Here is a 14,855-nt window from a genome sequence, read left to right on the forward strand (position 1 = left end):
CGAATCGCCACTTAATTTATTCCTCTAAATAATCGTATTTTCTTGCATGGTCAACTTCCCGTTGAGAAAGTTGTTGTGTTAACTGATCAATTTCTGAAATATGGAAGGAACTGAGTTCGTCGTTTCTTGCCACTTCTTCAGGGTCATCATATAAATCCTCATATTCTTCAAAGTCCCCTTCGAAATCTGAAGGAGTCTCGGATGTCCCATATTTTGCAACAACTTGAAACGTATCCTCATAATCATGGATGTCATCTTTATCATCTCTACCTGAAAATGAATTATCAACAGGTGGTAAAATCACTTGTTCTTCAACAGGGCGATCTGTTGGAATGTTTTTTGCATCCGTATGTTCAATACAAAAAGCAGTATAGGGAAGTGCTTCTAGACGTTCATATGGAATATCTTGATGACAAACTTCACAAACTCCATATGTACCGCTATCCATTTTTTCTAATGCAGCATTAACTTTTGCTAGTTCATCTTCATCGTGAACTTTTAACGCCATATCTTTTTCACGTTCATATAACTCAGTTCCTAAATCAGCTGGATGATTATCAACGGTAGACAATTCATCAATTGAGTCACGAAGACTCCCGCGTTCTAAATATTCCTGGTCATCAGCCAAATCTTCCTTAGATAGAGATTTCTTTTGATCGAGTAACATCATTTTTAAGTTCGATAACTGATTTTCATTTAACAAAGCATCACGTCCTTTCTAACAAACATAGTATGGACGGAAAAAGGGAAGTTATTAGAAGGAGAATTTTAAAAATTACCGAGGAAAGTCGCTTAACCTATAGGGAAATTTGTTCAGTAGTTTGAGCAAGTGCTGAGGTTGCCCATAAGTGGCGAAAAGTCGCTCATAAAACAGTAGAAGTCGCTCAATTGGCACCAAAAGTCGCTCAATTCCATCCGATAGTCGCTCATAAATTGGAGTGGATGCTGGAGTCGCTCATAAGAGGCGAAAAGTCGCTCATAAAACAGTAATAGTCGCTCAAATCGCACCAAAAGTCGCTCAATTCCATCCGAAAGTCGCTCATAAATTGGAGTGGATGCTGGAGTCGCTCATAAGAGGCAAAAAGTCGCTCATAAAACAGTAGAAGTCGCTCAAATCGCACCAAAAGTCGCTCAATTCCATCCGAAAGTCGCTCATAAAATGGATTGGATGCTGGAGTCGCTCATAAAACAGTAGAAGTCGCTCAATTCGCACCTAAAGTCGCTCAATTCCATCCAAAAATCGCTCAAATCACTCCCGAAATCGCTCAAAAAAAGTCAAGTCCTTATTATTGTGTAAAATACTTTTACTCTGTTTTCAACCTATTTTTTTATGAGATTATTGGGTTTTGAATTTACATCCCTAACATTTTTTCGGCCTTAACTTCCGTGGGGTAATAACTTCATACTCAGTGAAGGCTGTCAAAGGCTCTTTTCACTTTGATAGCCTTTACTGGGTATGAAATACTCCCAGGAATGGAAGTTAAGTACGAAATTGACTCATAGTGATTTTCTATTGTTATATTTTGTTTCTTGATATTCCATTAGTACTGCTCCTACTAATCTAAAAGCTGACTGTGTATTAGGGAAAATACGCAATACAGTCTCTCTTCTTCGAACCTCTTGATTTAAGCGTTCAAGCGAGTTAGTACTTCGAATATGTTTACGGATTCTTTCAGGAAAATTCATATATTGAATGGTATCTTCGAAACCTTCTTCAAAGATCTCAAGTGCTTTTTCATATTTTGAGTGATCACAAAATTGTTCCATTAATTCATCCTTGAATTTGCGGATATCATCGATTGTTATAGCTTCAAAAACACGTTTAATCATTGTACGTATTTCAGTTGAATCCTTTTTAGGAAGTTTATCCATGATATTACGCTTAAAGTGCACATTGCATCTTTGCCAGGAAGTACCGATGAATTCACGGTGTATTGCTTTTTGTAACCCTTGATGAGCATCTGAAATAATTAGCTTGGGTGATTGTAGTCCACGAGCTTTAAGTTGTTGTAAAAAACGACTCCAACTTTCAAAACTCTCTACATGATCAACACTTAAGCCTAGTATTTCTCTTTTATTATCTTCTGTTATAGCAGTTGCAATATAAACAGCTTTAGAAACAACACTATGATGCTCGCGAACTTTAATATACATTGCATCAACAAAAACATAAGGGTAATAAGTGGTGTTTAGAGGCCTATTGGCCCAATCGTTAATAACTGGATCTAACTTAGATGTTAGTGAAGAAACAAAAGACTTTGAAACATGTTCCCCACATAATTGCTTTACGATATTCGTAACTTTTCTAGTGGAGACACCATTTACAACCATCTCTAACATAGAAATTACTAATGCTTGATCACAACGAGCATACTTTTCAAAGACTTTAGTTGAAAATTCTCCACTACGAGTTCTTGGAACCTTAAGTGTTAACTTTCCAATGCTCATTATTAGTTCACGTTCATAGTATCCATTACGATAATCACGGCGTTCGGCAGAACGCTCATAGGCAGCTACATTTAAGTATTCATCACGTTCTTTTTCCATGAATTCATTTAATACAAGAACAATTGCCGATTTAATAACAGTATCAATATTTGAATTCATAATAGAATCTTTTAAAACATCTAAATCTAGGTTAAACTGTAATTGAGTCATTTTATATCCTCTTTTCTAATGTGATCGTGGTTGAAAACATTGTATCAAAGAGGAACAAAAATGACTCTTTTCTTTTTACACAATTATACGGACTTAATCTCAAAAAAAGACCCCGGAAACTAATCCGAAGTCTTTCTCAAGTTAATTAAAGCGTGATTGCTTTTACTTCATCAATATTTTCAAGTTGTGCAACATAATCTAAATCTTCAGGTGTAACTTCATTATCAATAGTTAACATCATTACTGCTGTTCCACCTACTTGGTCACGTCCAACTTGCATTGTTGCAATGTTAATGTCTTTTTCAGCTAATTTTGTTGCAACACGTCCGATAGCACCTGGTTTGTCAGTGTTTTTAATGTATAGTAAATGTCCTTTTGGAATTACGTCAACTACATAGTTTTCAACTTTTACAATACGAGCACCAAGGCCGTTTAGTAATGTTCCTGCAACTGTGTGAACTTCATTTACAGTTTTAACCTCGACAGTAATTAAGTTCGTAAAGCCTTTTGCAGTCGTTGTTTTATGTTCATTGATTTTAATACCAACTCGTTCAGATAAATAACGAGCATTTACATCGTTTACATGGTCGCCATGATTTTTCTTCAACAAGCCTTTTAGACCGTTTGATGTTAACGGGCGAACATCGTAATTTGCAACTTCACCAGCATAAGAAATATTCACTTCTTTTATCGCTTCTTCTGTTACTTGTGATAAGAAATCACCAAGTTTTTCCGCTAACTCAAAGAACGGTTCCACTTGAGCAAGTAATTCTTTCGGAATAGAAGGCATGTTCACTGGATTCGTCACTGTTCCTGTTTTAAAGAATTTAATGATGTCGTTAGAAACGTCTACTGCAACAGATTCTTGAGCTTCAACTGTAGAAGCACCTAAGTGAGGTGTTGCAATAACTTGAGGTAAAGTTAATAGTTTGTTGTCAGTTGCAGGTTCCTCAACGAATACATCAAGTGCAGCACCAGCAACTTTACCACTTACGATTGCATCGTATAAATCGTCTTCGTTAATAATTCCACCACGTGCACAGTTGATGATACGTACTCCGTCTTTCATGATGGCAAACTTTTCTTTGTTAAGTAAGTTTTTCGTATCTGGTAAAAGTGGAGTATGTACTGTAATGAAATCTGCTGCCTCACAAATTTCTTCAACTGTAGCTTTTGTTACTCCAAGTTTTTGAGCACGTTCTTCTGTTAAGAATGGGTCATAGGCCATTATTTCCATACGCTGTCCTTTTGCGCGGTAAGCAACTTCAACACCGATACGGCCAAATCCAATAACACCTAATGTTTTATTTTTAAGTTCTACACCGACAAATGATTTACGATCCCAAACGCCATTTTTTAAAGAATTGTAAGCTTGTGGAATATGGCGAGCAAGAGACGTCATCATTGCAATTGAATGTTCAGCGGCAGAGTTTGTGTTCCCATCTGGTGCATTGACTACGATAATACCGTATTCAGTTGCAGCAGTTAAATCAATATTATCTACTCCAACCCCTGCACGGCCGATTAATTTTAAGTTTTTAGCAGCTTGAATAATTTCACGAGTTACTTTTGTTTGGCTACGAACTAATAACACATCTACATCTTCAATTTTTGAAATCAATTGTTCTTGAGTTAAGCCAGTTTCAACAATCACATTTAAATCTAGTTCCGTTTCTTGACGAAGTGGGAAGATCCCTTCTTCGCTTAGTGGATCTGCTATAAATACGTTAATTACTTTCGTTGCTGTTGTAGTTTTTGTTACCATGAGTATTCGCTCCTTTAAAGTGTTTTCCAAGTATTTACAAAAAATAAAAAGCCTTCCGTTCCTTACAAAATGTAAGGGACGAAAGGCTATAAATAACGACCTTACGTGGTACCACCCAAATTTGCTGTGCAACAATGGCACAGCCTTCGCATATACGTAACGTGTACGAACCGGAAAAGGCATACTCTAATTCAGCCATTCTATTCGGGAGTGGAACATTAACCGCAGAATTACTGATTCGCACCAACCATCAGCTCTCTAAAAATTCAGACGACTATGTATGTCTCCGTCTCTATATTTTTCGTAATTGATTTGAATACATCATAATACCGAATGTTCACCTTTGTCAACAGAATTTAACGAAAAAATTAATATTAAATAAGAAAACGGTTTCATATTCATGTAAAAAACGAACAATATATATATTTAATATTGTTAATGTTCGTAATACGAGTTATAAAATTAGGTTGTTGTTCCGTTCGGAATCGGATAAATGTCAAAAAAAACTGAATAATCAAGAAAAATTTGTACATGACCTAAAGTATTTTATTGAGCTCTAAATTTTTCAAAAGAGGGAATAGAAATCGAAAATCGAAATATACAAGAAGGGGGGATTAGTATGAAATATGACGTCATTATTGTTGGTGGTGGACTTGCAGGATTGACTGCTGCAGCGGAACTAATTGAAGCAAAGAAAAAAGTATTACTCCTGGATCAAGAACCTGCGAATTCAATTGGTGGACAAGCATTTTGGTCCTTTGGAGGGTTGTTTCTAGTTGATACACCGGAACAAAGGCGGCTCGGCATCAAGGATAGTAAAGAACTCGCTTGGCAAGATTGGATGGGAACTGCCGGATTTGATCGTCTCGAAGATGAAGATTATTGGGGCTATCAATGGGCGAAAGCTTATGTTGATTTTGCAGCGGGTGAAAAATATAGCTGGTTAAAATCTAAAGGGATAAAGTTTTTCCCAGTAGTAGGGTGGGCTGAAAGGGGAGGCTCACTTGCAGCGGGACATGGAAATTCTGTTCCTAGATTTCATATAGTTTGGGGAACAGGTCCTGGAATAGTTGAACCCTTTGCGAATAAGGTATTGGAAGCTGCTAAAACTGGTCTAATTGATTTTAAACCTAGACATCGAGTGGATGAGCTCATTATTGAAAAGGGTTCTATTGTTGGGGTGAGTGGAATAGTTTTAGAAGAAAGCGATAGCGAACGTGGTAAAGAATCTAATAGAAATGAAATTGCCGAGTTTGAATATAGAGCAAATGCTATTGTAGTAGCTAGCGGTGGGATTGGTGCCAATTTAGAGCTAGTCAAAAAAAATTGGCCATCTCGATTAGGGAAAGCACCTGACTTTATGGTTCAAGGTGTTCCATCTTATGTTGATGGACGAATGCTAGAAATTTCAGAGAGAAATGGTGCAAGGATTGTTAACCGTGATCGTATGTGGCATTACACAGAAGGTTTAAGGAACTGGGATCCGATTTGGAATAACCATGGAATACGTATTCTTCCTGGACCTTCTTCCCTTTGGCTTGATGCGGAAGGAAATCGTTTTGGTGCACCTAATTTTCCAGGATTCGATACACTCTCAACTTTGGAAGCGATATTAAAAACAGGATACGATTACTCGTGGTTTATCTTAACTGAGAAAATTCTTGAAAAGGAATTTGCATTATCTGGCTCTGAACAAAATTCCGATATTACAAATAAAAGTGTGAAAGATATTTTAAAGCGAATTCTACCTGGGCCACCTGCACCAGTAAAAGCATTTAAGGATAATGGCGTTGATTTTGTTGTAGCAGATAGTTTGAAAGAATTAGTTGATGGAATGAATAACCTTGTCGGCAATGAATTGTTAGATTTTATGAAAGTGAAAGAACAAATTCTTGCACGTGATCGTGAAATAGAAAATAAATTTACAAAAGATGCTCAAATCATGGCGATAAGAAGTGCACGCAATTATGTAGGCGATAAATTAATACGAGTCGCACCACCGCATAAACTATTAGAGGCGAAAAATGGACCGTTGATTGCTGTTAGACTAAATATTTTAACACGTAAAACATTAGGTGGACTTCAAACGAATTTGAATGGACAAGTATTAAACGATGAAGGTCTACCCATCAATGGGTTGTATGCTGCTGGTGAAGTAAGTGGATTTGGTGGGGGTGGTGTGCATGGCTACCGCTCACTAGAAGGCACTTTCCTTGGGGGCTGTTTATTTTCAGGAAGACAAGTAGGAAAATATTTAAGTAGTTTAAAGGATAATTCGACTATGATGTGAAATATAATGAATGGAGATTCATTTATTAACTATGGGGGTGGGGAATATGACGTATCAAACTATTAATTTAGAGATAGCTGATCGTGTGGCAACGCTTACATTAAATCGTCCACAAGCGATGAACTCAATGGACACACTCATGATGAGCGAGTTAGCTGATTGCTTTGAATCATTAACTTCAAACAATGATGTACAAGTATTGGTGATTAAGGGGAATGGTAGAGCTTTCTCTGCGGGTGGTGACATTAAAATGATGTTGCAATCAAATGAGGTAACAGATTTTAATGTTCTTATGGAGGAAGTTACTAGGCTTATATTAGCTTATTATCAATTGCCAATTATTACGATTGCTCAAGTACATGGCGCTGCGGCGGGATTAGGCTTTAGCCTTGCCCTTGCTAGTGATATTGTAATTGCGGAGGAAACTAGTAAATTAGCGATGAATTTCATAGGAATAGGGCTTGTACCAGATGGTGGTGGCCATTTCTTTATGAAAGAAAGATTAGGCGTACCGAAAGCAAAACAGGTAATTTGGGAAGGCAAATTGATGAACGGGCAAGAAGCATATGCACTTGGTTTAGTAGATCAAGTAGTACCAGCGGATAATGCTGAACTTGTTGTTAACCAATTTGCTAGGAAATTATTATCCTCACCAATTTCTGCAATGATCGAAACGAAACAACTCTATCATCAACAAAAAATTGATGAATTAATAGAAGTCTTGAAGCTAGAAGCGGATGCACAACTTCGGATGAGGAAAACTGAAGATCATCTTGAAGGGATTCAAGCTTTTGTCGAAAAACGAAAGCCTGAGTTTAAGGGGAGATAAAGGGAGTAGGGTCTTCATCGTGTTGATGAAGACCTTTTAATATGGGGATTGATCTAGAAAGGGTCATCATAGGGTTGATGAAGACCTTTTGAAAGGGAAATCAGCCCAGAAAAGGTCTTCATAAGGTCGATGAAGGACATTTGGCAGGTGAATCAGCGCGGAAAAGGTCATCATAGAGGTGATGAAGACCTTTTGATAAGGGAATAGATCCAGAAAAGGTCATCATAGAGGGGATGAAGACCTTTTGATAAGGGAATTGCCCCAGAAAAGGTCATCATAAGGGTGATGAAGACTTTTTGATAAGTGAATTGCCCCAGAAAAGGTCATCATAAGGGGGATGAAGACCTTTTGATAAGGGAATTGCCCCAGAAAAGGTCATCATAAGGGTGATGAAGACTTTTTGATAAGTGAATTGCCAAAGAAAAGGTCATCATAAGGGGGATGAAGACCTTTTGATAAGGGAATTGCCCCAGAAAAGGTCATCATAAGGGTGATGAAGACTTTTTGATAAGTGAATTGCCAAAGAAAAGGTCATCATAAGGGGGATGAAGACCTTTTGATAAGGGAATTGCCCCAGAAAAGGTCATCATAAGGGTGATGAAGACTTTTTGATAAGTGAATTGCCAAAGAAAAGGTCGTCATAGAATAGATGAACGATAATTGAAAGGTGAATCAATGCGTAATGCCAAAAAAAACGACCCAAGCGAGTAAAAGCGCCTGAGTCGTGATTTTTATACATGAAATAATAATAACTTACCTGACGAATTCACTAAACGATGAGTTTTTGCTGCTATCCCTTTTTCTTCAATACGTTTCTGACCTTCTACTTTAGCAACCTCGTCACTTTCAAAAGTCCAGACTTCATCAAATAATGTCTCACCAGATTTTTCAAAAGCAGTAAAACGATAATTTCCCATCCCAATCCCCACTTTCAATAACAAATCTCAATTAAGAAAAATAACATTATATTAATAAAAATCTTACATCAAATAGAAAAAAATGTGAATAGCATAAAATATATAATTTATATGAACTCATTAGAGTGTACATCTTTTTAGATATACTGGGCATCTACGGCAATCATAAAGGCATCACTACAGTTAAAGTTATATTACTCTAAAAGATTATAACTCATTTATTCCCATCGAAACTAACCGTAACAAATGATACAATATTGATTGAATGCAAGATTAATGTAAACATAAACTAATTGAAAGGGAGTGATTTCTTGGAAGGAATTACAAAGCTCCAGGCTGGGGAACAAGTAGACCAATATTTATTAATTAAACAAGCGACAAAAGGTGTTACAACTGTAGGAAAACCCTTTATGTCATTAGTTTTGCAAGATAAGAGCGGAGATATTGAAGCAAAATTATGGGATACAAATGAAGAACATGAGCAAATGTATAAGGCCGAGACAATTGTTCGTGTTGGTGGAGAAATTCATGACTACCGTGGAAAAAATCAACTTCGTATAAAGCAAATTCGAGTAGCTAAACAGGAAGAAGGAATAAGTATAAATGAACTAGTTCCTTCATCATCCACACCAAAAGAACAATTATTTGATGAACTAACTCAGTTTTTCTTTGAAATCAAAAATCCGAATATCTCTAGAATTACACGTCATATTATTAAAATACATCAACCTGAAATTTTAGTTTTCCCTGCAGCAACTAAAAATCATCATGATTATGCGTCTGGATTGCTAGATCATGTAGTTTCCATGTTACGTTTAGGAAAAGCTATTTGTGATTTATATCCAACATTAAACAGAGATTTAATATATGCTGGAATTATTTTACATGATATCGGGAAAGTGAAAGAACTTTCGGGTCCTGTAGCAACTACATATACAGTTGAGGGGAATTTGTTAGGTCATATTTCAATCATGGTAGACGAAATTGGACAGGCAGCTAAAGAATTAGAAATTGATGGAGAAGAGGTAACACTTTTAAAACATATTGTGTTATCCCATCATGGAAAAGAAGAATGGGGTAGTCCAAAAAAACCTATGATTCAAGAAGCAGAGATTTTACACTACATTGATAATATTGATGCTAAAATGAATATGCTTTCTAGAGCATTAGGTAAAACAAAACCAGGTGAGTTTACTGAAAGACTATTTGCATTAGATAATCGCGCCTTTTATAAGCCAACAATATAATATAAAAAGAGATGGAGGTTGTTTCCATCTCTTTTTTGTATCTATTTTCTGTTATTGATGTTTCTTTTGAAATTCAACCATAAAATCAGCAAGAGCTTTACATGCTTCAAATGGTACCGCGTTATATGTTGAAGCACGGCAACCACCCACTGAACGGTGACCGTTTAATCCTACAAAACCAGCTTCTTTAGCTTCAGCTAAAAATTGCTTTTCTAATTCTTCATCAGCAATACGGAAAGTAATGTTCATAAAAGAACGTGAATCTTCTGTTGCATGACCTTTGTAGAAACCTTTACTATTGTCGATTACATCATAAATGAGTCCTGCTTTTTCCACGTTATTTCTTTCAATAGCAGGAACGCCACCTTGATTTTCAATCCATTTTAAAACTTCACCTAACATGTAGATTCCAAATGTAGGAGGTGTGTTATATAAAGAATTAGCATCCGCATGTGTTGAGTATTTTAACATTGTTGGAATATTTGTATTTTCCTTTTCAAGTAAATCTTTACGAATAATCACTACTGTTACTCCAGATGGTCCAAGATTCTTTTGAGCACCTGCATAGATTAAAGCGAATTTGCTAATATCAACAGCTTTTGAAAAGATATCACTAGACATATCAACGATTAGAGGAACATCACCAGTATCGGGGAAATCTCTCCAAGCCGTACCGTAAATTGTATTATTAGATGTCAAATGTACATAAGCATCATCAGAATCAAATTTAATTTCGTTTGAAGTTGGAATGTTACGATATTGATTTTCTTTTGAGCTAGCAGAGATCACTGGTTCGCCAAATAGTTTTGCTTCTTTTAAAGCCTTTTCAGACCAAACGCCAGTTAATATGTAACTAGCTTTTTTACCTTCTTGTAAAAAATTCATAGGAACCATTGTAAATTGAAGGCTGGCTCCACCTTGTAAAAATAGTACCTCGTAGTTCTCAGGAATAGCGTAAAGCTTTTTCAAACGAGCAATCGCTTCGTTATGAACAGCTTCATAATCTTTACTCCGGTGACTCATTTCCATAATAGACATGCCTGTTCCGTTAAAATTAACTAATTCTTTTTGAGCCTTTTCAAGAACTTCTAGTGGTAATGCAGATGGTCCTGCATTGAAATTATAAGCACGGTTATTTGTTGTACCCATGTGAACACTCCTTGATTTTAGTAAATTCCTTTATGTTAATAGATAATAAACTCTTTTTTGAAAAATGGCAAAAGTCATTTTATTTTTTTAATTACTAAAAAAGTGCCCAGAATCTTTAAACTATCAACCATTTTAGAACATTATTATAAATAAACAAGTGGAAATGTGACAAAAATTTCATTATTAACTACAAAATAAAGCTAGTAAAGCTGTAAAAAAGCGATAAATTCCATAAATAAAGGTTTTTTATACAGAAATCGTTTATACTAAAATGTATTATGTTCAAAAGTATGGAGGTATTTTATTATGAATTTACCAAACTGTCCGAAATGTAATTCAGAATATACTTATGAGGATGGCTTACTATTGGTATGTCCAGAATGTGCACATGAATGGTCAGCAGATGAAAGCCAAAATGATGTAGATGAGCTAGTTGTAAAAGATGCGAATGGAAATCTTTTAGCTGATGGAGATACGGTAACGGTTATAAAAGACCTGAAAGTTAAGGGAAGTTCTCAAGCTCTTAAACAAGGAACGAAGGTAAAAGGTATTCGACTTGTAGACGGAGATCATAACATCGACTGTAAAATAGATGGTTTTGGTGCAATGCAACTAAAATCTGAGTTTGTTAAGAAAATATAATGACGAAAAAACGCGTAAACAAGATTTTCACTTGTTTACGCGTTATATATTATTTTTCTTCAGTAGTTTCTTCTTTTGCAGTTTCCGCTGGTAGGATATTAACTAAAGCGCCTTGTAAATCTGCGTCTTTAATATCTACATTAGCAGCACGTACTAATTCAACTAACTTTGCATTTGCTTTTTGACCAACGATAGATTGGCGAAGTTCAGCTTGTTTTTCTTCATAAGTTCCGTAACCTTCTACTTCACGTTTGTCAGTTACTTCAATAATATGATATCCAAACTCAGTTTTTACTGGTTCGCTAACTGTATTTAACTCAAGGGCATATGCCGCATCATTAAATTCTTTTACCATTTTACCAACAGAAAACCAACCAAGTTCTCCGCCGTTAGCTGCAGTTCCATCTGTACCATATTCAGCAGCTAGTGCTGCAAAATCTCCACCGTTTTTAATTTTATCGTATACTTCTTGTGCAGTTGCTTCATCTTCTACTAAGATATGTCGAGCATTTAACTCATATTTAGCTTGTTCATATGAAGCTTTTACTTCTTCTTCTGTTACAGTTTTATCCACTTCTTCAGTTAATTTTTTGCTAAGTAAACCAAGTTTGATCTCTTTTTTATAACTATCTTCAGTGTAACCGTACATACTTAAAATCGATTCATAAGAATCTCCGTAAGTTTCTTTAAATGCATCAAATTCTTTATTAATGTCATCTTCAGAAACTTCATAATTGTTTTCTAATACTTTTTTTACAACTACTTGTTCTAAAATTTGTGGTCCAGTTGTAGCTGATTTTAGTTCGTTGTAAAATTCATCTTTCGTTATATCACCAAAGGATGCAGAAACAACAACTTCATCTGTTGCTTCCTTATCACTGCAAGCTGCTAATAACAAAGAAGAAGCTAGTCCAATTGCTAATAATGATTTTTTCATGTGTATTTTTACTCCTCTAAATTCGAATTTTATGCAATAGATACTATAACATAAACGGTTAAAAAACAAAATGGTTCCATGTTGAATGCCCAAGATTAGTGACACTCCCCCGCATAATATAGACCTAGAAAGGAGGTGTTCATGAATGGGCAGTTCTTATAGCGGTGGTTACGGTAACGGTTCAGGATTTGCGCTATTGGTTGTTTTATTCATTCTATTAATTATTGTTGGTGCAGCGTTTATGTACTAATCGAATAAAACAACAGGTATGCAACCTAAAGAAAGAGCTAAAGGCCAAAGTCTTTAGCTCTTTTACGTATAATTAAAGTATAGGATTACATAGCTAATGAAACTTCAACATAAAAAGAAACTAGTAGAATTGTTATAAGTACATTAATTGTACGGAATATTTTTGGGTGTTTTTCTTCAGGAATTTCCTTTTGCATAACAAGTGCATATGTCATGCGATTTATTTGGAATAAATAAAATAATGAGAATAGCACTAATACTAAAATTAGCAAGTCTATTCCTCCCCTCTTTCACTTCATTTTAGCATATCAAAGGTTGATAACAGTTACAAGTTAGAGATTACTTGGAGGTACTAAAATTTCATAACCTTTTGGAGTCTCTTCGATAACTGCATTTTTAGGAGCCGGTAAAAGGTTTTTAACACATAATATGTCCATTAAACAAATACTGCTATGAAAAGCTAGTAAGATTGTTGAATAATGAGTATATTCTGGGACTGAATAAGCCACAAAAATCAATAGTGAATTGATGAGTAAAAAAGGTAGTAAAAGGACGAAAATATAATAATTTTTCGGGATCAAATCTTTTAATCGAATATTAATTACTGGAATAAACGTAAAGTCAAATTTAAGTTTTAATTGTACGTTTTTTCGATATTTAAATAGGCTAATGTAATGGACTAATTTATGAATAGGGTATAGGAACAGAAGTGCAATAAAAAACAACCAAACAAAATCATCAGTATACTGAACTGGATCTAAGTATCCAAAGCTAATATATGAGAAGGAAAATACAAGAACGAAGATGATAACCGACCAAAGAGTTAAACGTGTTGTTCCATACTCATGTTTTATGTTAAAAGTTTTCCAACAATGCATGCAAAGACATCCTTTATTCATAATCGTAAAGATTATTTTAAATCAAGTGTTAAGCTTATGCTACTTTTAAAAGCGAAAAATATGTAAATAAAAAATAAAAAAGAGTGCTTTTAAACACTCTCTAACTTTCTATTTAACAACCATTTCTTTTTCGTGAATTACATCGAACACTTCCTGATAGTTTTTGTAGGAACGTTCAAATATTTCCACAAAATCATCACCATAAATGTTACGAATTACTGCCATAACATCCAAAAATTCTGGGAATCTACCATACAACTCTTTTAATGGAAGTGAACCTTCTAAAATAGTATGAGGCGAATCTAAATAATGTCTGTTCATTTCGATAATAAGCTCTGATCCAGATTCTGTTAATTCAATGTAAGTGTTTCGTTTATCATCATCCCGTTTGGAAAACTTTAAATACCCTCGTTCCTCTAGCTTTTTTGAAAAGTTAAAAGCAGTGGATACATGCATAACTCCGAATCTAGCAACATCAGATATGGAAGCCCCTTTTAAATGATAAGAAATCCATAAGATATGATGTTCGTTAATGTTTAAGTCATATGGTTTTATCCACAGTTGCCAATCTTTTTCAACAGCTTTCCATAAAGCTTTGGATAAATGTCCAATTCTTTGACTATAAAGCATTGCCTCTTTTATTGAATACATTTCTTCAGACAAAAGAATCACCTTCTTCTTTCAAGTCGTTTTAAAATATTATAGCAATAAAAGAATAAAGTTTAAAGTTAGAAAAGTTAAATAATTGAAAATAGATTAAAAAATATTATAATAATGTAAATAATAATAGAATAATAATATTTTATTTCTATTAAATAGGTCCTTTTACTCATATAGATAAAAGTTAAAATATTTATTTTTTATTCAAATCGTTTAAATTATTCTCGATTTCGGCTATAGAATTCTGCAAATTATCCAATTCTTCTTTTAGTTTTGTTGCATCAGGCTCAATTTGCTGGTTGAATTTGGAAATGCTCATTTTTAAATCGGATATTATTTTTGGTATATTATTTTTAGCTTCATTCGTTAAATCCACTACAGAATCTTTTACAGAAAATACCTGTTGTTTAACTTCATCTAAATTTGCTTTTGTTGTTTTCGCATTTTTGGCGATAGTAGATCTGAATTGGTCTCCAGATTGAGGTGTTGTAAATATTGCTGTTGCCAATCCACCTACTAAACCAACTGTTACACCTAAAAAGAATGTTTTTGCTTTCATCTTCTTCCATCTCCTTATAATAGTAGTTTTTGTTATTATACTGAAAATTATGAA

Annotated in this window: 16 protein-coding genes; 6 read left to right on the forward strand and 10 right to left on the reverse strand. The window is 34.8% G+C overall.

From position 1 onward, the window contains the following. Nucleotides 1-16 precede the first annotated feature (16 nt). Nucleotides 17-703 carry a TraR/DksA C4-type zinc finger protein gene (locus CD29_RS03000; RefSeq protein ID WP_036182698.1) on the reverse strand — a complete coding sequence of 229 codons (687 nt, stop codon included), beginning with the start codon at nt 701-703 and terminating at the stop codon, nt 17-19. A 348-nt stretch (nt 704-1,051) separates the two neighbouring features. Between CD29_RS03000 and CD29_RS20415 the strand changes: the two genes are divergently transcribed. Continuing rightward, nucleotides 1,052-1,195, forward strand: a complete 144-nt coding sequence (locus CD29_RS20415; protein WP_169716145.1) for a hypothetical protein — start codon at nt 1,052-1,054, stop codon at nt 1,193-1,195. 302 nt (nt 1,196-1,497) lie between these two features. Here CD29_RS20415 and CD29_RS03005 read toward each other — a convergent pair whose 3' ends face one another. Continuing rightward, nucleotides 1,498-2,658, reverse strand: coding sequence for an IS256 family transposase (locus CD29_RS03005; protein ID WP_036182700.1), 1,161 nt, complete (start codon nt 2,656-2,658; stop codon nt 1,498-1,500). 145 nt (nt 2,659-2,803) lie between these two features. Then, the gene (gene serA / locus CD29_RS03010; protein WP_036182702.1) at nt 2,804-4,423 is read right to left on the reverse strand and encodes a phosphoglycerate dehydrogenase; all 1,620 of its coding nucleotides are present in this window, start codon (nt 4,421-4,423) and stop codon (nt 2,804-2,806) included. 619 nt (nt 4,424-5,042) lie between these two features. On the opposite strand from serA, the gene CD29_RS03015 reads away from it, so the two are divergent. Then, the gene (locus CD29_RS03015; RefSeq protein ID WP_036182704.1) at nt 5,043-6,713 is read left to right on the forward strand and encodes an FAD-binding dehydrogenase; all 1,671 of its coding nucleotides are present in this window, start codon (nt 5,043-5,045) and stop codon (nt 6,711-6,713) included. Nucleotides 6,714-6,759: 46 nt separating this feature from the next. Continuing rightward, nucleotides 6,760-7,542: an enoyl-CoA hydratase gene (locus tag CD29_RS03020; RefSeq protein WP_036182706.1), complete on the forward strand. Its 783-nt coding sequence runs from the start codon at nt 6,760-6,762 to the stop codon at nt 7,540-7,542. A gap of 731 nt (nt 7,543-8,273) precedes the next feature. Here the strand turns inward: CD29_RS03020 and CD29_RS03025 are convergent. Beyond that, the gene (locus CD29_RS03025) at nt 8,274-8,459 is read right to left on the reverse strand and encodes a YhzD family protein (protein ID WP_036182709.1); all 186 of its coding nucleotides are present in this window, start codon (nt 8,457-8,459) and stop codon (nt 8,274-8,276) included. A gap of 311 nt (nt 8,460-8,770) precedes the next feature. Here CD29_RS03025 and yhaM point away from each other — a divergent pair, with 311 nt between their 5' ends. Further along, complete coding sequence (yhaM, locus tag CD29_RS03030; protein ID WP_036182711.1) at nt 8,771-9,706, forward strand: 3'-5' exoribonuclease YhaM; 936 nt, start codon at nt 8,771-8,773, stop codon at nt 9,704-9,706. A 51-nt stretch (nt 9,707-9,757) separates the two neighbouring features. Here yhaM and serC read toward each other — a convergent pair whose 3' ends face one another. Beyond that, nucleotides 9,758-10,855: a 3-phosphoserine/phosphohydroxythreonine transaminase gene (gene serC / locus CD29_RS03035; protein WP_036182713.1), complete on the reverse strand. Its 1,098-nt coding sequence runs from the start codon at nt 10,853-10,855 to the stop codon at nt 9,758-9,760. Between the two features lie 303 nt (nt 10,856-11,158). Here serC and CD29_RS03040 point away from each other — a divergent pair, with 303 nt between their 5' ends. Next, nucleotides 11,159-11,497 carry a zinc ribbon domain-containing protein YjdM gene (locus CD29_RS03040; protein ID WP_088322091.1) on the forward strand — a complete coding sequence of 113 codons (339 nt, stop codon included), beginning with the start codon at nt 11,159-11,161 and terminating at the stop codon, nt 11,495-11,497. A 49-nt stretch (nt 11,498-11,546) separates the two neighbouring features. Here the strand turns inward: CD29_RS03040 and CD29_RS03045 are convergent, their stop codons facing one another. Continuing rightward, nucleotides 11,547-12,434 carry a peptidylprolyl isomerase gene (locus tag CD29_RS03045; RefSeq protein WP_036182718.1) on the reverse strand — a complete coding sequence of 296 codons (888 nt, stop codon included), beginning with the start codon at nt 12,432-12,434 and terminating at the stop codon, nt 11,547-11,549. A 145-nt stretch (nt 12,435-12,579) separates the two neighbouring features. Here CD29_RS03045 and CD29_RS19880 point away from each other — a divergent pair, with 145 nt between their 5' ends. Beyond that, a complete protein-coding gene (locus CD29_RS19880) occupies nt 12,580-12,684 on the forward strand; it encodes a YjcZ family sporulation protein (RefSeq protein ID WP_081976125.1) in 105 nt (34 codons plus the stop codon). A gap of 85 nt (nt 12,685-12,769) precedes the next feature. Here CD29_RS19880 and CD29_RS03050 read toward each other — a convergent pair whose 3' ends face one another. From CD29_RS03050 to CD29_RS03065, 4 genes are all read right to left on the reverse strand, one after another. Beyond that, on the reverse strand, nt 12,770-12,955 hold the full coding sequence (locus CD29_RS03050; RefSeq protein ID WP_036182720.1) for a hypothetical protein: 186 nt from the start codon (nt 12,953-12,955) through the stop codon (nt 12,770-12,772). Between the two features lie 60 nt (nt 12,956-13,015). Next, nucleotides 13,016-13,561, reverse strand: a complete 546-nt coding sequence (locus CD29_RS03055; RefSeq protein WP_036182722.1) for a DUF3267 domain-containing protein — start codon at nt 13,559-13,561, stop codon at nt 13,016-13,018. A gap of 129 nt (nt 13,562-13,690) precedes the next feature. Continuing rightward, nucleotides 13,691-14,251: an HTH-type transcriptional regulator Hpr gene (locus tag CD29_RS03060; protein ID WP_197061733.1), complete on the reverse strand. Its 561-nt coding sequence runs from the start codon at nt 14,249-14,251 to the stop codon at nt 13,691-13,693. A 184-nt stretch (nt 14,252-14,435) separates the two neighbouring features. Next, on the reverse strand, nt 14,436-14,801 hold the full coding sequence (locus CD29_RS03065) for a YtxH domain-containing protein (protein WP_036182726.1): 366 nt from the start codon (nt 14,799-14,801) through the stop codon (nt 14,436-14,438). Nucleotides 14,802-14,855 lie beyond the last annotated feature (54 nt).

Source organism: Ureibacillus manganicus DSM 26584 (genome assembly GCF_000772945.1).
GTDB lineage: Bacteria > Bacillota > Bacilli > Bacillales_A > Planococcaceae > Ureibacillus > Ureibacillus manganicus.